This window comes from Cycloclasticus zancles 78-ME (genome assembly GCF_000442595.1).
In the GTDB taxonomy this organism is placed as follows: domain Bacteria; phylum Pseudomonadota; class Gammaproteobacteria; order Methylococcales; family Cycloclasticaceae; genus Cycloclasticus; species Cycloclasticus pugetii.
Genome location: NC_021917.1, coordinates 2172984 through 2191007, shown reverse-complemented (window position 1 = coordinate 2191007; position 18024 = coordinate 2172984). Strand labels below are relative to the sequence as shown.

The following is an 18024-nucleotide window of genomic DNA, read 5'->3' as shown; positions in this document are numbered from 1 at the left end:
GATGAACCGTTTCTAGCGGAGTTGATGTGCGTGATGACACGGTGTTCCCCACAAGCGTGGGGATGAACCGAACGAGGCGAGCGGTAATGCAATTGATTTAGGGTGTTCCCCACAAGCGTGGGGATGAACCGCGCTAATCAGCAAACTAGCAGTAATGACAGGGCGTGTTCCCCACAAGCGTGGGGATGAACCGTCTGCGCAGTTAGGGGCGCTTTCCGGTGTGGGGTGTTCCCCACAAGCGTGGGGATGAACCGATGATGAATTTAGACGTGTTTGCATAGAGCAAGTGTTCCCCACAAGCGTGGGGATGAACCGGGCGCTGAGTCATTAGAAGAGCTAGCTGTGATGTGTTCCCCACAAGCGTGGGGATGAACCGGCTGGAACTTTCACAGGCAACCGGGAGGAGTTGTGTTCCCCACAAGCGTGGGGATGAACCGCAGCCAACGGCAAACCATGGGCCTATTGAATAGTGTTCCCCACAAGCGTGGGGATGAACCGTTAATTTCTTGTATGTTGTCAACTGGTGTAGGGGTGTTCCCCACAAGCGTGGGGATGAACCGTCGCCTAGATTAAGTATGATTGCAGTATGTGAGTGTTCCCCACAAGCGTGGGGATGAACCGCGTGTTATTCCTGTGCGCTGGCATGTAACGCCGTGTTCCCCACAAGCGTGGGGATGAACCGACTCGACCAGTATCAGGGTCCCCGTCGTTAGTGTGTTCCCCACAAGCGTGGGGATGAACCGATATGCTTAGAACTCAAGGCGCGAGCTTCGGTGTGTTCCCCACAAGCGTGGGGATGAACCGTAAGCATCGGCGCTGCGTTGAATTTCGTTACAGTGTTCCCCACAAGCGTGGGGATGAACCGTTATTGATAATCTAAACCCAGCGTTGCATTTAGTGTTCCCCACAAGCGTGGGGATGAACCGCCTTCTTTTTCGCCATCGGGTATGGTTTTATTGTGTTCCCCACAAGCGTGGGGATGAACCGGGACTGTCTGAATTACCGTAAGTCACCCCTCCAGTGTTCCCCACAAGCGTGGGGATGAACCGAGCAGAAACAGATAAAAGACTGGTCACTGGGTGTGTTCCCCACAAGCGTGGGGATGAACCGCCGATTGATGTTTAACGCAGACCCAATCCTCAGTGTTCCCCACAAGCGTGGGGATGAACCGGCTTCGGATAATTTAAACCCTGTTAATGCAGTGTGTTCCCCACAAGCGTGGGGATGAACCGCGTGTCCTGTGTTGGCGAGTTATCTCTAAATGGTGTTCCCCACAAGCGTGGGGATGAACCGCGCGTATTCAATTGGCACGCTGGCTAGAGTAAGTGTTCCCCACAAGCGTGGGGATGAACCGATTCGTGTAATCAATGCAGGGCCAGATGCTTCGTGTTCCCCACAAGCGTGGGGATGAACCGGCTGGTTTGGTGGTGAAATCGGTATTCCTGATGTGTTCCCCACAAGCGTGGGGATGAACCGGCCATTAAATGCGCTTAGGTCATCATTAATAAGTGTTCCCCACAAGCGTGGGGATGAACCGCGAGTTAGCTAACTATCCTTACACTCACGCTAGTGTTCCCCACAAGCGTGGGGATGAACCGGATTCCTCGCCGCTAGATGCTACGTTAACCGAGTGTTCCCCACAAGCGTGGGGATGAACCGGGAAACATCAGCTGATGTTTTACAAAAGTTAGCGTGTTCCCCACAAGCGTGGGGATGAACCGGTGAGCTGGTTAGCACACTGGATGACTATAATGTGTTCCCCACAAGCGTGGGGATGAACCGCGGTATTAAAGCGCATGACAATCTCTAATGTAGTGTTCCCCACAAGCGTGGGGATGAACCGCGGGGCCCCCACTATGGGATTGTCGTCAGGGCGTGTTCCCCACAAGCGTGGGGATGAACCAGCAGGGTCTATTACATTGATAATTCGTGTGCCGTGTGTTCCCCACAAGCGTGGGGATGAACCGGCCATCAAACACGGTATTAGCACAGGTTGGGCAGTGTTCCCCACAAGCGTGGGGATGAACCGGATCATCAAATGACTACGGAGATCGTGAAATAGTGTTCCCCACAAGCGTGGGGATGAACCGTCTAATCTGTGCGTTGGTGGCTCTAACCCTCCGTGTTCCCCACAAGCGTGGGGATGAACCGCAATGGCAACAAGCAAGGCGGGTGGTCGATCAGTGTTCCCCACAAGCGTGGGGATGAACCGCAGGTGGCACGACTACAGACGGTGGCGTAACAGTGTTCCCCACAAGCGTGGGGATGAACCGTTGGCGATACTGTTCCCTTTCTTGGTGATGTTGTGTTCCCCACAAGCGTGGGGATGAACCGCGTTATATGGCCTTTCGCAATCTTCTAAGTAAGTGTTCCCCACAAGCGTGGGGATGAACCGCACGCCTTTGATTACTTCTACACAATTAAACAGTGTTCCCCACAAGCGTGGGGATGAACCGAAACTGTGAAGAACGCGACAATCGCAAAATAAGTGTTCCCCACAAGCGTGGGGATGAACCGAATATCAAAACGAATAGAGCGCGACGAACCCGTGTGTTCCCCACAAGCGTGGGGATGAACCGACAGTATTTGCATTTTCTTTTGTTAGCCAATTGTGTTCCCCACAAGCGTGGGGATGAACCGCATCGTGAATTAGCCGAGAAGCTGGATAAATAGTGTTCCCCACAAGCGTGGGGATGAACCGCTTTCGAGGCTGAGGGTGCAGGGCTGGTCAATGTGTTCCCCACAAGCGTGGGGATGAACCGCATCTGTTCTCTGCTTTGCTTGATCTACTATGGTGTTCCCCACAAGCGTGGGGATGAACCGTCTTTAATGTCTGGTATATCTTCTTTCTTAGCGTGTTCCCCACAAGCGTGGGGATGAACCGCTACCGATTTTTACGTACGTGCAAGTGAATTAGTGTTCCCCACAAGCGTGGGGATGAACCGTACGCGAAACGCTTAATAGGGGGTGTGAAGCAGTGTTCCCCACAAGCGTGGGGATGAACCGGTCTATTGCCAGTTTCAATATCATCAATATGAGTGTTCCCCACAAGCGTGGGGATGAACCGCATCTTGAAATGAATTAAGAACGCTTGTTAATGTGTTCCCCACAAGCGTGGGGATGAACCGATTCGTTTGCCGAGTTTTTGTTTGACCCGTTTGTGTTCCCCACAAGCGTGGGGATGAACCGATTTAGAGCTTATTTTGAGAGGGCCGGGCTTGGTGTTCCCCACAAGCGTGGGGATGAACCGGGCTGTATTTAAACGGTTCAATAACTGATGGTGTGTTCCCCACAAGCGTGGGGATGAACCGAATTTTGCTAGTTCTTTATCTTTTTTGAATCCGTGTTCCCCACAAGCGTGGGGATGAACCGAAACCTGTTATTTCTAATGCTTGCTCTATATCGTGTTCCCCACAAGCGTGGGGATGAACCGCGCGTTATTCTCGCGTAGTGGCTAACGTTGGCGTGTTCCCCACAAGCGTGGGGATGAACCGCCCAGTGAGAGGAACAGATAATGTATTTACCTGTAATGAAGTAAGGGTGTAGTATGTCTACGTCGTTGTTTTTCTATAATGGATCGGTTTGTTTGGTTAAGTACGACTAGTGCATCGTCACCATTTTGGTATCTTCGGAAAGCCCTACCTCGGATTGAACTAAACAACCTTAATAGCCATGTCTTCTAATGTATTGGCTACGACATGTATTCTCTTAGCAATCTCTTTAAGTTGCAAAATAACATCCTTACCGCGAATGATTGTAACCAAATCATTGTGTTGTAGTAATTCGGCGCTTGCTTTTGCACACGTAGAGATTACCTGGTCATATAGCTCAACTATTTGATCAATATTACTGTTAATTAAAGTTAGATTTTGTGCCGGCAGTTGGCCGATGCCATTTTCCAGTAGGTTAGACATGTCTAATAATTTTTCGGCAATAGTTTGGTAGTCTTCAAGTGATTGAAGTTTGTATTCAACTATTTCTAGATGAAAGTGCTTAACACTAAGTGCTATCCAGTCCAGTTGGGTGATGATTCTAAAAATGGACTCCTTATCGTAGGGTGTAATAAGTACATCAAGCAATTGTTTCATGTTTTGAGTCTTTAGCTCGCGTGCGAATGCTACCTCTTCGGTAATAAGGTCTAAAGTTGAAATGTCATTTTTAGAACAAGCTTTTTGGATATATGAAACGATTTTTCTGGTAACGCTTGCTTGCTTCAAAATCACGGCATTAAAATCAACCTCTTTTGGAAGAATATATTTATGTATAAAGTTAATCATTTAGCTCCAAAGTAAATTGAAAAGAAAACAAAATAACCACCCTAATATAATCGTGGTGGGAATATTAACCCACCAGCCTGAAAGAATCCCCAGCGCAGTTTGCCATTTAACATGTAGCGGTTTTTTTGCCGCACCGTTACCGAGTAATGTGGCTGTTACAACTTGAGTTGTAGACGTGGGCGCACCAAGGCTTGTCGCTAGGGTGTTAACAAGTGCGGCGCCAATTTGGTTGGCGACCGAGTGTGCGGGGGTGACTCTGAAAAGCCTGTAACCCAAGGTTTTTATTATTCTCCAGCCACCAAACAGTGTGCCTAAAGTAATGGCAGATGCACACCAAAAAATAGCCCATATGGGGATGTTGAATAGCTGATTATTTCCAGAGGCTAGCAACATCATACCGATAATAGCCATGCCTTTCTGTGCGTCATTTGCACCATGTGAGAAGCCGAGCCAAGCAATGCTGAGATATTGTGAGTACTTTAGCCAAGTGTTTGCTTTAATGGTTAAACGCTTCAGTAGCCTCATGACTACTTTCATAACAAAAAAAACAATCACAAAGCCCATAATTGGGGAGGCAAATAAACCAACGACGACCTTCATTAAACCGTCTAAATGGCCACCGCTCAGTGCGTCAATACCCCAATTTATTTTTTCGGCGCCGACAGCATAGAGCCCTGCATCAACAAGCCCACCAGCCAGAGAATTAGAGGATGACGATGGATAACCCAGCCACCAAGTGGCTAGGTTAAAACAGATAGCCGCCAACAAAGCACCAATAACAACACTTTGAGCAGTATGCTGAGAAGTACCTCGAATATTAATAAAAGTTCCCACGGTGTCGGCAACAGTTAAACCAACAACAAAGGGCGCAATAAAGGTAAAAATGCTGACAATGGATATTGCCATAGCTGGGCTCATTAAGTGTGATGCAATAGCCGTTGCGACCATATCTGCGGCATCATGGAAGCCATTGGTAAAGTCAAAGAGCCCCACCATTAAAATAACAAGGAGGATTTAGAGATTTAATGTATCCATTTAAAAAGGGCTGTTAATATTAAGGCGCTACTTAACTGGGAACCTCCTACGTCATGATATATTATTTAAAAAATCAAGTGCAGCTAAGATGAGAAAAAAAGTTATTACTGGCGTTTCTTTATTGCTATTACTGATGATTGTCGTAGAAAGCCCCTCATTGTGCGCATCAAACTGTTGAATGACTTACTCGCGATTTAGTTTCTCAGACATAACGTGTTCCATTGCTGAAAGTTTTTGAAAACGACACGACATTTTCCTATTAATTAATTGTTACGCTAAAGGCTAGTGATGAATTTATTCAATATACCATTATCAAATGGTTATATTATCTTTACATTAGTGTGGAAATGGATATTTAATTGATTATAAAGGCAAGGAGTCATTATGGAACATAGAGACCCTAGTAAAAGTGTTAACACGTTAGACCGTATTATTCACGCTGCTGAAGGAAAAATAACGGCGGGGATTTCACCAACATCAATGATGTTAGCTTATATCGATTGGGCTATACATTTGGCTAATTCGCCTGGGAAACAAGGCGAGCTGATTAAAAAAGCGATGAAAAAAAATAGCCGCTTTTTGAGTTATGTTGTTAAGTGTTTGACTCACCTTGGAAATGATGTGGACAACCAGCGTTGTATAGAGCCGTTGCCACAAGATAAGCGCTTTGAATCAGATGCATGGAAGAGATTACCGTTTTCACTTTATGCTCAGTCATTTTTATTGACTCAGCAGTGGTGGCACAACGCGATAACGGGTGTTAATGGTGTTTCTAAGCATCATGAGAATGTTGTTTCGTTTACGACACGCCAGTTGCTGGATGTGATCTCTCCCTCAAATTTTTTGCTGACAAACCCGGATTTATTAAAGGTCACCGAACAAGAAGGGGGGCAAAACTTAGTAAGGGGAATGCAAAACCTCTTGGAAGATTGGGGACGAAGTAGCAGGGGTGAAGGCCCTGTCGGTATTGAAGCATTCAAAATAGGGGAAAACCTAGCCACAACGCCAGGGAAGGTTGTGTATAGCAATCACTTGATTGAATTGATTCAATATAGCCCGACGACTGACAAGGTTTATGCGGAGCCGATTCTTTTTGTGCCAGCTTGGATTATGAAGTACTACATCATGGATTTATCTGAACATAATTCAATGGTTAAGTTCTTGGTCGATAATGGGTATACGGTTTTTATGATTTCTTGGAAGAACCCAACAGAGGAAGATCGTGATTTAACACTAGAAAATTATATAGACTTGGGTGTAGGGCATGCATTAGAGCAAGTTTCATCAGTGATACCGAATAAAAAAATTCATACAGTTGGTTATTGTTTAGGAGGGACCTTATTAACATTGGTTGCCGCAGCATTGGCTAAAGAAGATAACAGCATTATTGGTTCAATTACGTTATTTGCTGCACAGACTGATTTCTCTGAGGCTGGAGAGTTAATGCTTTTTATTGACCACAGTCAGGTTGCTTACTTAGAGGATATGATGTGGGAACAAGGTTACCTAGATACAAAACAGATGAAGGGAGCATTCCAGTTATTGCGCTCCAATGATTTAATCTGGTCAAGGGTATTACATGATTATTTGTTGGGGCAACGCGCACCAATGAATGACTTAATGGCTTGGAATAGCGATGCAACAAGAATGCCTTACAAAATGCACTCTGAGTATCTTGAACAGCTTTTCATGAATAATGATTTTTCAGAACATCGTTACAAGGTCCATGGTAAACCTGTTTCTTTAGGGGATATTGATTGTCCGCTCTTTGTTGTAGGAGCGGAGAAGGACCATGTGGCACCATGGAAATCAGTCTACAAAATCAAACACTTAACGCGTACAGAAGTGACCTTTTTACTGACTAGTGGTGGACATAATGCAGGGATCATTAGTCAGCCTGGTCACCCAAACCGTCATTACCGTGTTTCATTAAAGAAAAGAAGTGATAAGTACCTTTCACCTGATAAATGGTTGGAGTCAACAGGTGTTAAAGAAGGTTCATGGTGGTTGGAATGGGAGCGCTGGTTGGTCAGTAAAAATGAGGCGGAAAAGGTCGCACCACCAAAAATGGGTATAAAGGGTAGCGTGGCTAAAAGCTTGATAGATGCCCCAGGACATTATGTTTTAGAACATTAAGTGTTTGATCAGATCAAATAAAAATACTCACTAGGCTTGAAGAGAACTTAAGGTCAAACAAAGATTGTTATGTAGATGGGCTGGCTATTAACACGGAGGTGTTGGAAGCAGAGAACTTGCGGATACTAAGTGTATATCATCATTTAAGTGAAGCTAAAACAATATTAAAAGCCGATGTTAGTAAAGTTAATGTAGCTTTATATACGATAACTGCCAAAGAGGTGGTTTCGAGGTTATTGGCGCGGTTGGTGGGGTGGTTTTTCTCATCTTACCTTTATTTGCATTTTTTAATGCGGGTGATATATCTCTAAACCAAAGGCTGGCTCAGTAACTGTTGGCATCATGCTGGGTTTGTTTTTAGGTAAGCAATTAGTTTTTTTTGGTTTTAGTTGGTTAGCCATTAAGTTAAAATTAGAGGCACTATCTAGTGGAAGTAATTGGATGCAATTATATGGAGTCTCTATTCTGACTGGTATAGGTTTCATGATGAGCTTGTTTATTGTCTCTCTAACCTCCACCGATGCCAGCTTGTTTCAATATACTGATAAACTAGCTATCTTGTTGGGTTCTTTTGCATCGGGAGTTTTTGGTTACTGGATCCTTAATTGTTGCAGAAAACAGTCTACTTAGAAGGGTAGAGATATGTCATCGGGTTATCTTGAAGATTTAATTATTCTACTGGTGGCTGCCGTAGCGGTGGTGCCGATATGCCAAACGTTAAAACTGGGTGCTGTTCCTGGCTTTTTGATTGCAGGTTTAGCTGTTGGTCCATCCGGCCTAGGGCTCATTCATAATCTATCTGAAATCCGTCACTTTGCTGAAATAGGCATAGCCTTTCTTTTATTTGTGATTGGGATTGAGCTTAAGCCGTCGCGACTCTGGCAGATGAAACGAATGGTTTTTGGTTTAGGTACGCTCCAAGTGCTGATAACAGGCTTGGTCCTTGTTGCAGTGAGTTACTATGTTTTTGAAGTTCCATTACAAGCAGCAGCTATTATTGGTCCGGCATTAGCGCTGTCATCAACAGCTTTTGTTTTGCAACTTTTAAGTGAGCAACGTTTGTTGAAATCAACATACGGTAGAACATCATTTTCGATTCTCCTTCTTCAGGATTTGGCCGTTGTGCCGTTACTGGCATTGGTCAGTCTTTTAGGCGCGTCAGAAATAAGTATGGGGGATGATATTGGTTTAGCGCTGGCAGAATCTGTATTTACTCTGGTGATGGTGATTTTATTTGGACGTTATTTTTTACACCCTGTTCTTCATCGGATTGCGTTAACAAAAATTCCAGAAGTGTTTACGGCGTCAGCTATATTAGTTGTTCTTGGTGTGTCGTTGATTGCCGAGAAGGTTGGCTTATCAATGGCGATGGGCGCGTTTATAGTTGGTATGCTGATGTCTGATTCCTCCTATAAACATCAGGTTATTTCTGAAATTAAACCGTTTAGAGGGCTGCTATTGGGGTTGTTTTTTATGACAATGGGGATGTCATTAAACCTTGGCTTGCTGATTGATCAGCCGTTGCTTTCAATGGGGCTAGTTGCGTTATTGATTGGTATTAAAATACTGATTTTATTCCCATTAACTTATATGTTTGGTTTAAGTAAGGGGAAAAGCTTAGCGGTTTCATTGGTTTTGGCTCAAAGTGGTGAATTTGCATTGGTGCTGTTTTCCTTATCACTAGACTCAGGCATTTTAGCGCCGGCCCTTCATCAACAACTGTTATTAGTGATCTTAATTAGTTTATTAGTCACGCCAATATTGGCCGAATGTGCAAGAAAGGTGGTGACGAAGAAGAAATTGATAGGAATAAACCCTTCCGAAGTGCCTAAATCATCGCCAATAATACTAGCGGGTTTTGGTCGTGTTGGGCATCGGATAGGAGATATTCTAAAGTTAGCGGGAAAGCCCTTTGTTGCTATTGATATCGACCCTAATATTGTTCGAAAATCTCAAGCGAATAATCTTCCTGTCTATTATGGAGATGTTTGTAATAAAGGATTGCTTGATTCAGTTGGTGTCGGAGATTCGCGCATAGTCATTGTGACGGTTAATGATATGGAAACATCAAAATTAATTGTTGGGTCTTTACGGCAAACTTACCCAGATTTAGCGATTTACGTTAGGGGTGGCAATTCATTAGAGTGTACCCAGTTATTAGAAGTAGGGGCCTCAGCAGCTGTATCAGACACCATAGAAGCGAGCATTGAATTGGCTGGGATGGGGTTAACTTCCTTAAAGGTAGCGGAAAAAGAAAAGAAAAGTATTCTGACCAACTACGCTAAACATTATTATGAGCAAATAAAACTAGCGAAGAAAAACTAGCTTGGTTTGTTTAGATTGAACAGCGCTATCAATCACCTAAAATAAAACTTTTGTGAGAATAAAAAAGTTTTATTTTCAGTAGCGGTACTTCTATGGTTTATTTTTTTTAGTTTAGTTATTTACGGGACGTATTTTTTTGTTGGTACATTAATGAGTCGGCTTGGTTTAATAAAGACTCTATTGATGGGGTTTGTTCTAGATCAATGGGGATAATACCTTCACTGAATTCAATGTTATAACCACGATTGGCTGTTTTATTGTATAGCCTTAGAGCACGACGAAAACGGGCCATTGTTTTTTCGGCAGGTTGAGCGAGGGTGTCAGTTAATAAAATAGCGAATTCATCACCTCCTATCCGTGCAAACACGTCAGACTTCCTGAATGATTTTTTCATTAATTCAGCAAAGGCAATTAGCGCAGTGTCTCCTTCAGCATGTCCAAATGTATCATTAATGGGTTTAAAACTATTGAGGTCTAGAAAAGCAATCGAAACAGGAATATTTTGGCGGGTGCATATTGTTAGACTATGTTCAGCTAATTTAATAAAGCCTCTTCGGTTAGATATTTTTGTGAGTTCATCAAGCGTTGCTAGTTCGATAGCCATCAGTTCGCGTGATGCAAGGTCAGCAAGATCATTCAAGATATCTAAGTCTTCTTGACTAATATCCCTGGGCTCTTGATCAATAATACATAACGTGCCCAACATACTGCCGTCTAAGTGCCTTAGTGGGCAACCAGCATAGAAACGAATGAACGGGTCATTTAGCACGAGTGGGTTATCTGCAAAACGTGGGTCAACCAGTGTGTCAGGGACGATGAAAATGTCATTACCCAAAATAGTATGCCCACAAAACGAAATATCTCGGGGTGTTTCACAGACACTAAGGCCAACACAAGATTTGAACCATTGACGGTTTTCATCTACAAGGCTGACCAGAGCAATGGGAACATTAAACATGCGTTTAGCTAGGCGTGTTAAACGGTCAAACCGCTCTTCTGGCGGCGTGTCTAAGACATTGAGTGAATGAAGTGCTTTGAGACGGCTTTGCTCATTATCCGGAATGATTGGTTTTTCCATTAAACCCTCTTTAGTTTAAGGTATCTTTAAAGAGTATAGGTGTTAGTGTCTAATTTACTAGACCATTTTTTAGGATTTGTTCAAACTTTTTAACGGGCACAGGTTTAGAGTAAAGGTAGCCTTGACCATAGTCACAGCCCATTTCACTTAATAAGTCTTGTTGTGCTAATGTTTCAATACCTTCTGCGACAACTTCTATACCGAGGGCGTGAGCCATAACAATAATGGCATTACATAACTCACGTTTGTCACTGTTTTCAACAATTTCTTGGGTAAAGGATTTGTCTATTTTTAAGAAGTCAAAGCCAAACTTATTTAAATAGGACAGTGATGAGTAACCGGTTCCAAAGTCATCTAGGGACAGTTTTACGCCGTTATGCTGCATTTGTTTAAATTGCAACATTATGTTTGGGTCTTCTTGGAGTAATAGACTTTCGGTGATTTCAACGACTAAGCCAGGTTCTGGGTAGTTTGATTCTCGACTTAGGGTGTCCATCCAATCGGCGTGTTGACTGAGTGATTTAAACTGCACAGGCGATTTGTTAATACTCACTTGGAAGTCAGCTTGAAAATGTTGACGCCAATGCTTTAGTTGGGCTAACGCCTGTTGAAACACCCAATCGCCAATATCTATGATTAGGCCAGACTCTTCTGCAATAGGGATAAACTGTAGCGGACTAATAATGTCTCTTTGTGGGTGATTCCAGCGTAATAAGGCTTCTGCTTTTATAACAGTGTTAGTTCTTAGCGAGATAATGGGCTGATAATAGAGTTCTAACTGATTTGACGGTAATGCGGTACGTAGGTCATTTAAAATAGAGGCCCGATAATTTGCATTTTCTTGCATGGTTTTGGTGAAGTAACAAAAACGACCTTTCCCCTGAGCTTTTGCGTAATACATTGCTTGGTCTGCATGCCTTAATAAATCAACGATGCTGTCTCCATCATCAGGGTAAAAGGCAATGCCTATGCTAGCGGACACATAAGCAATTTCTGTATCGAGCTTAAACGGCCGGCTTAATGATTCAATAATAGCATTAGCGACGCGCTCTACACTGTGCGGGTTGTTTAAGTCCGTCATAACGATGGTAAACTCATCGCCGCCTAGTCTAGCGAGCAAGTCGGTTTCGCGGACACACTCAGAAATACGTTTTGCCGCGTCAATCAATAATAAATCACCGAGATCATGTCCTAATGAGTCATTAACTTCTTTAAAATGATCTAAATCTGCAAAAAGTACGGCAAACGGAATTTTAGTTCGATGATATTTGGTTATTTCTTCACTAATGCGTGTTTTTAACAGATTGCGGTTTGGCAATTTTGTTAGGCTGTCATGATTGGCCTGTTTAATAAGCAGCTCATCCATTTTTTTCTTTTCGGTAATGTCTGAAAATAATGCCGCACGCTGAAGTACCTCGCCGTTATCATCGTAAATAGTTGTTATTGTTAGCCATTCTGTGTAATGTTCGCCATTTTTCCGTTTATGCCAGACTTCCCCTTGCCATTGGCCAGTATCAGCCAATGATTTCCACATCTTGTCGTAAAATTTTTCATCGTGCCGACCTGATCTTAAAATATGAGGGGTTTTACCAATTACTTCTTCAACAGAGTATCCCGTCACGGTAGTAAAAGAGGGGTTAGCGGTAATAATTTTATAGTCTTTATCAATTAACAACATGGCTTCAACAGAATGTTGGAAAATGGCATTGGCTAGGTTTAGTTGTTTATTAGCTTCGTATCGTTGAATAGCGATTTCAATTAATTTGACATAAAAAGAAAATAACTCAATATTTTGAGTCGTCATAGGCATTGCTTTGTCGCGAAAATGTATAGCAATAACGCAAGTGTCGTCTGATGAGAGGTCGATGGGTTCTAACCAGCAGGCATTAAACCCTGTTTCGGACATTATTTTATAGTCAGTTGGCTGCTGGCTACTGGTGGGAGTACGCTCTATGATTTTTCGGCCTTGCTGTATTGCTTGCTTATATAAGCAGTTGCTGGACTCTGTAAAGCTTTGGCTAATAGCTTGTTGGTAACTATCTGGCATTGAAGGGGCCGCTATTAGAGATAATTGGTTCTGAGCGTCAGCTAATAAAATGCTACATCGGGTATGCGGTATTTCATGTTCTAATCCGGTAGCAATTTTTTCTAGTACGGTAGCTAGGTTACGAGAGTCTAATAATTGCCTAAGCACTTCTTTGTGGAGCTGCTCTTGTTGCTCTTTTCGTTTACGCTGGCTTATGTCATGAACGGTAGCCTGGATCAGTAACTGGTTATCTATTACCATCGAGCTGAGTTCTACGGATGCAGGAAATAGCTCGCCATTAAGTTTTTTTAAGTTCCATTCGAAAGACTGTTTTTGTTCCCTAAGAGCCAAAGTAATATATCGTGCGGCAGTTAAGGTTGATTTAGAGCCGTTTGGTTGAGTGGTGGCAGACCAATCGGTTATCTTGGTACCAATAAATTGGTCTCGATGATGGCAGCCAAGCAGTTTTAAACAAGTTGTATTGCAATCAATGAGTTTTTCACTATCACAGATGATGATTGCGGATTGAGCTGTTTCAAATAAAGCTTTGTATTTAATCTCAGACGCTTTAAGGTCTATGGCCTGAATTGCAAGCTTGGTTGAGAGACTTTGGTTGTATTGCTTCGTTAAATTAGTTTCATTTGTATGTGAAACAGGGGCATCTATTGGAGTTTTTTTCTCAACGGGCGAAAGTATATTTTTAATTTGAATGATAAATTGCTCAGGGTCTGTTGGTTTGGCGATGAATAAATCGGCGCCAACTTCTTTTGCTAAAGCTTCATCAACATCTTCAGTAAAGGTTGCTGAATAAAAAACAAAAGGAATCTTTTGATAGCGTTCATCAGACTTAGTAGACAGGCAAAAGCGGTACCCGTCCATTTCTGGCATTAAGATATCGCTGATAATCAGGTCAAATTTTTGTTTAGCCAATTTATCCATCGCATCTTGACCATTTTCTGCACCAACGGTTTTGTAGCCATGCCCTTTTAAAAGGGTCATCAGCATCAACCGATCATCTTCGATATCTTCTGCAATTAAAATGGTGTTTATAGCTAACATGACGCTAATGCTTGGTGGATTTGATCGATGATAGTGTCTGGGTTAATGGGTTTTTCGATATAACCAGAACACCCTGCTTTGAGGGCTTTATCCTTATCGCCATCTAGAGCATAAGACGTTAATGCAACGACGGGAATGTGGCGATGGGGTGTGGATTGTTTAATTTGTTGTGTCGCTTCTAAACCACTCATATCAGGTAGCTGTATATCCATTAAGATTAAGTCAGGTTGCTCATCCAGCGCTTTGTTAACCGCCTGTGTACCATTAACAGCTTCAATGGTTAGAAAGGCATTGTTTTTTAGGATGTAGGTAATAAGGTAACGGTTATCAGGATTATCATCGACAATTAAAATAGTTTTCATTTGCTGGCTCCTCCAATGGGTAGTGTTAAAGAGAAGTTGCTACCTTTATTAGGTTCGCTGGTCATGGTTATTTGTCCACCAAGTTTGTTAGCTAATCGTTGTGAAAGATAAAGCCCTAAGCCAGTGCCTTTACCTCGTGGATTGTTGGCTTGAGTTGGGTTGAGTTTGCTAAACGGTAAAAAAAGTTTGTTGGCATCATCGTCGCTGATTCCGATACCAGTGTCAGAGAAAGTCACGGTAAAAAACGATTCTCTTTGAGTGAGTGAGATGATGATTTCTCCCTCATTGGAGAATTTAATGGCGTTATCCAGTAGGTTAATTAGGATTTGTTTAATACGGCGCTTATCACTAAAACAAGAAAAGCTTTCAGGTAGGTTTGATCGAATAGTTAACTGCTTGTCTAAACAGGCTTTTGAGAGTATTTGGATAACGTCTTTTATTAACTCGATTAGATCAAAATTATGGTTAGTAATTGACACAACACCTGACTCTATTTTACTGACATCTATCACATCATTAATCAGGGTTAATAAGTGAGACGCGCTCTTTTTGACAATGCCGAGTTGTTTAGCTTGTTCATCGGTGATCTCGCCGCTCATGCCTTGCAACATAATGCCGGTGAAACCAATGATTGAGTTTAAGGGGGTTCTTAGCTCATGACTCATAGAGGCAATGAACATGCTTTTTATTTGGTCCATTTCCAGTAGTTTTTGATTGGCGCTGAGCAGGTCTTTGGTTCGTGATGCAACACGGCGTTCTAAATCAGCGTTCAGTAATTCAATATGCTGTTTAAGTTGTAATTGCTTGGCCATTTCTTCTTCTAAATCGGTGTTTTTTTGTTCGAGTTCAAGCAGTTTATCTTCTAGTTTATGGACTAATCGGCTGCTGTATTGCCGTAAATACTGCTGTTCAGATTCTATCAGCGGGCTTTTAGCATCGGGTGTGATGTTGTTCTTTTCAACTTTAAACGGTTTGGCTAACTCTTCTTTGATGATGTTTAATAAGTCTTGTGTTTTTTGAGGTTTGATGAGAAAGCGATTTGCGCCAAGTTTTAATCCAAACTCTTTATCTTTTTCATCGGTATACGTGGCCGTATAGAAAATGAAGGGGATGGAGCAAAAACGGTCATTTTGCTGAACTTGTCTGCAAAACTCGTAACCGTCCATAATGGGCATTAAAATATCGCTGATAATTAAATCAATATGGTTAGACGTAGTGAGTTGTGCTAAGGCATCTTCACCATTGACAGCGCTGAGGACCTTATACCCCTCTCGTTGTAAAATGCGTGACAATAACTCCAAGTTTTCTGAAAGATCATCGACGACTAGAATAGTTTGCATGGTCATACTCTTAAGCCTTATGGCTGAGTTTCATCACAACTTTTCTCAGCGTTTTTTGATTGATACATGGCATGTAAAAGCTCTATTTTTTCAATCAGTTGGTCTAAGTTAATGGGTTTGGGTTCATAGTGGTCGCAACCCGCATTAATGGCTTTTTCTTGATCTGATGTCATAGCATGAGAGGTGACGGCGATAATAGGCGTATGCTTGCCTAGCGGCTTTTCATGTTTACGAATGGTTTTAGTTGCCTGCCAACCATCAATGATCGGTAAATTCATATCCATTAAAATGACATCAGGCGATACTGACAGGGCTAACTCAATGCCTTGTTGACCATCTTCAGCAAGGATCATGTGGTAGCCTTTTCTATATAAGCGTCTACTTAACATATCACGGTTCATTTCATTATCCTCCACCAGTAAAATTTTAAGTGTCATAGGCTTTTAGAGCACTAGTTTGGATGCGGTTAATAATTTGCAGAATGACATCATCGGTATTCATGAGTAGTGATGTTTTGGTAATGATTTGTTGAGTCGAGGTCTTTAAGAGGTCTTTTTCAACGGGGGATAGGTCTTTGGCTGTCATAACGATGATGGGAATTTCTTTGGTATTGGGTAGTTGGTGTAGTTTTTCTAAGAATGTAAAGCCATCCATTTCAGGCATCATCAGGTCTAACAGAATCAAGTCGGGGAAGTGGTTTCTTATTTTATTAACGCCTTCTTTACTGTTGAGTGCTTTTGTTATGGTGCAACCAAAATTTTCGAGGGCTTGTTCCAGTTTAGCTATGGTGCTTACTTCATCTTCGATAATTAATATCTCAGGCATTTTGTTGTTGCTAATAGCTTTACTGACGACACGTAATAAATTGTTTTTATTAACAGGTTTGTTAAGGTAGTCAATTGCGCCCAATTCAAAAGCTTTTTTCTTTTCATCTAAAAAGGTGCTCATGACAACAGGGATATGTGCGGTACGTTGATCAGATTTTAAAATTTGTAAAACTGTCCAGCCGTTCATTTCGGGCATCATGATGTCTAATATGATGACTGAGGGGGCGTGCTCACGGGCTTTTTTAACACCAGCTTTGCCATCTTGAGCGGTAATGATCTTAAATGGCATTTTATTAAGGTGTCGGCTCAATAATGTGTGTACTTGGGGGTCATCATCAATGATTAAGATGGAGCCTTTAGGGCTACTTTCAGGCGAAGTGTTTTCTTTTGGTTGTTCTGCTAAATAGGTTTTTATTTTAACGAGGGTTGATATATCAATGGGTAACGTTACCGTAAATGTTGATCCGCTCCCTTTGGCGCTATTGACCTTAATTTCACCACCCATTAGTTGGCAGATTTCCTCGCTTATCGGTAGACCTAGCCCAGTACCACCATATTGTCGAGTCGTACCACTATCTGCTTGAACAAAGGGGATGAAAACTTTATCTAATTGGCCGGGTGTCATACCAATACCGGTATCTTCTACGCTAAAAATGAGTTGTGAGTTTTCCTTTTGTACAGACAATGTTACTTGCCCCTGTTCTGTGAATTTGCTTGCGTTTGACAATAAATTAAGGAGAACTTGGCATACCTTTACAGTGTCAGTAATGCAATCACCAAGATCGTCTGGGCATATAACATTGAAGGTGTTTCCATTTTCTTCAATTTGCTTTTGTGCGACTGTCACGACCTGATTAATAAGTCTTGAAATAGCAATTTTTTCTGGCATCAATTCAACTCGGCCAGCTTCAATTTTAGCTAAATCGAGCACATCGTTGATTAGGCTCAGTAGGTGATTGCCTGCCGTGTGAATTTTTTCTAAGTCTGCTACTTGTTGTGTAAGACCAACGTCTTGGGCATCTTCAGTTAATAATTCGCTATAACCAATAATAGCGTTTAACGGTGTTCGTAGTTCATGTGACATATTGGCAAGAAACTCAGACTTCATTTGGTTAGCTACCTCTGCGGACTGTTTCGCTAATAAGAGTTCTTTCTCGATCGCTTGACGCTCGGTAATGTCACGCATAATACCGGTATAAAAATGCCGGTCAGCAACAACAGTTTCGCTGACAGAGAGGTCCATTGGGAAGGTGCTGCCATCTTTACGAAGGCCTGTTACTTCACGACCAGTGCCGATATGCTCATTGTGATATAGCTCAGGTATTAATATAGTGATGTTTTTGCCAATGACTTCTTCTGGCTGGTATTGGAAAATACGTGTGGCGGCGGCATTGAAGCTTTCAAGTGTGCCTTTGGAGTCTAAGGTGATAATGCCATCTACCACGGTGTTTAAAATGGCATTTAAACGTGCTTCACTTTCTCGAATAATAGTGCTGGCCGCCATGGCTTCGTTATGAGCCAGTTCATCTTGCACCCAGTTTGCTAAATCGTTTAGCACT

Annotated in this window: 11 protein-coding genes and 1 CRISPR repeat array (1 of these 12 cut by a window edge); of the genes, 3 read left to right on the top strand and 8 right to left on the bottom strand. The window is 42.5% G+C overall.

The window, feature by feature from the left end:
* Window positions 1–3494: direct repeats of the CRISPR family, unit length 29 nt; unit sequence GTGTTCCCCACAAGCGTGGGGATGAACCG; it reaches 3624 nt to the left of the window's first position.
* A gap of 159 nt (window positions 3495–3653) precedes the next feature.
* Both CYCME_RS10460 and CYCME_RS10455 read right to left on the bottom strand, forming a co-directional pair.
* Complete coding sequence (locus tag CYCME_RS10460) at window positions 3654–4277, bottom strand: DUF47 domain-containing protein (protein ID WP_020932994.1); 624 nt, start codon at window positions 4275–4277, stop codon at window positions 3654–3656.
* Window positions 4278–5273, bottom strand: coding sequence for an inorganic phosphate transporter (locus CYCME_RS10455; RefSeq protein ID WP_020932993.1), 996 nt, complete (start codon window positions 5271–5273; stop codon window positions 4278–4280).
* Between the two features lie 423 nt (window positions 5274–5696).
* On the opposite strand from CYCME_RS10455, the gene CYCME_RS10450 reads away from it, so the two are divergent.
* The 3 genes from CYCME_RS10450 to CYCME_RS10440 all read left to right on the top strand — a co-directional run bounded on the left by CYCME_RS10450 (window position 5697) and on the right by CYCME_RS10440 (window position 9773).
* Complete coding sequence (locus CYCME_RS10450) at window positions 5697–7448, top strand: PHA/PHB synthase family protein (protein ID WP_020932992.1); 1752 nt, start codon at window positions 5697–5699, stop codon at window positions 7446–7448.
* Between the two features lie 342 nt (window positions 7449–7790).
* Window positions 7791–8078, top strand: a complete 288-nt coding sequence (locus CYCME_RS13325) for a Na+/H+ antiporter NhaA (RefSeq protein ID WP_016389851.1) — start codon at window positions 7791–7793, stop codon at window positions 8076–8078.
* A gap of 12 nt (window positions 8079–8090) precedes the next feature.
* Window positions 8091–9773, top strand: a complete 1683-nt coding sequence (locus tag CYCME_RS10440) for a monovalent cation:proton antiporter-2 (CPA2) family protein (protein ID WP_020932991.1) — start codon at window positions 8091–8093, stop codon at window positions 9771–9773.
* Between the two features lie 115 nt (window positions 9774–9888).
* On the opposite strand, the gene CYCME_RS10435 is transcribed toward CYCME_RS10440, so the two are convergent.
* From CYCME_RS10435 to CYCME_RS10410, 6 genes are read right to left on the bottom strand one after another with little or no spacing between them, the layout of a single operon-like run.
* Window positions 9889–10851, bottom strand: a complete 963-nt coding sequence (locus tag CYCME_RS10435; protein WP_020932990.1) for a sensor domain-containing diguanylate cyclase — start codon at window positions 10849–10851, stop codon at window positions 9889–9891.
* 49 nt (window positions 10852–10900) lie between these two features.
* The gene (locus CYCME_RS10430; RefSeq protein WP_020932989.1) at window positions 10901–13936 is read right to left on the bottom strand and encodes an EAL domain-containing protein; all 3036 of its coding nucleotides are present in this window, start codon (window positions 13934–13936) and stop codon (window positions 10901–10903) included.
* On the bottom strand, window positions 13930–14298 hold the full coding sequence (locus CYCME_RS10425) for a response regulator (protein WP_015005294.1): 369 nt from the start codon (window positions 14296–14298) through the stop codon (window positions 13930–13932). The genes CYCME_RS10430 and CYCME_RS10425 overlap by 7 nt, the downstream gene beginning before the upstream one ends.
* Window positions 14295–15644, bottom strand: coding sequence for an ATP-binding protein (locus CYCME_RS10420; protein WP_015005295.1), 1350 nt, complete (start codon window positions 15642–15644; stop codon window positions 14295–14297). The genes CYCME_RS10425 and CYCME_RS10420 overlap by 4 nt, the downstream gene beginning before the upstream one ends.
* 11 nt (window positions 15645–15655) lie before the next feature.
* Window positions 15656–16039: a response regulator gene (locus CYCME_RS10415; protein WP_015005296.1), complete on the bottom strand. Its 384-nt coding sequence runs from the start codon at window positions 16037–16039 to the stop codon at window positions 15656–15658.
* 25 nt (window positions 16040–16064) lie between these two features.
* Window positions 16065–18023, bottom strand: coding sequence for a response regulator (locus tag CYCME_RS10410; RefSeq protein ID WP_223253186.1), 1959 nt, complete (start codon window positions 18021–18023; stop codon window positions 16065–16067).
* Between the last annotated feature and the right edge of the window lies 1 nt (window position 18024).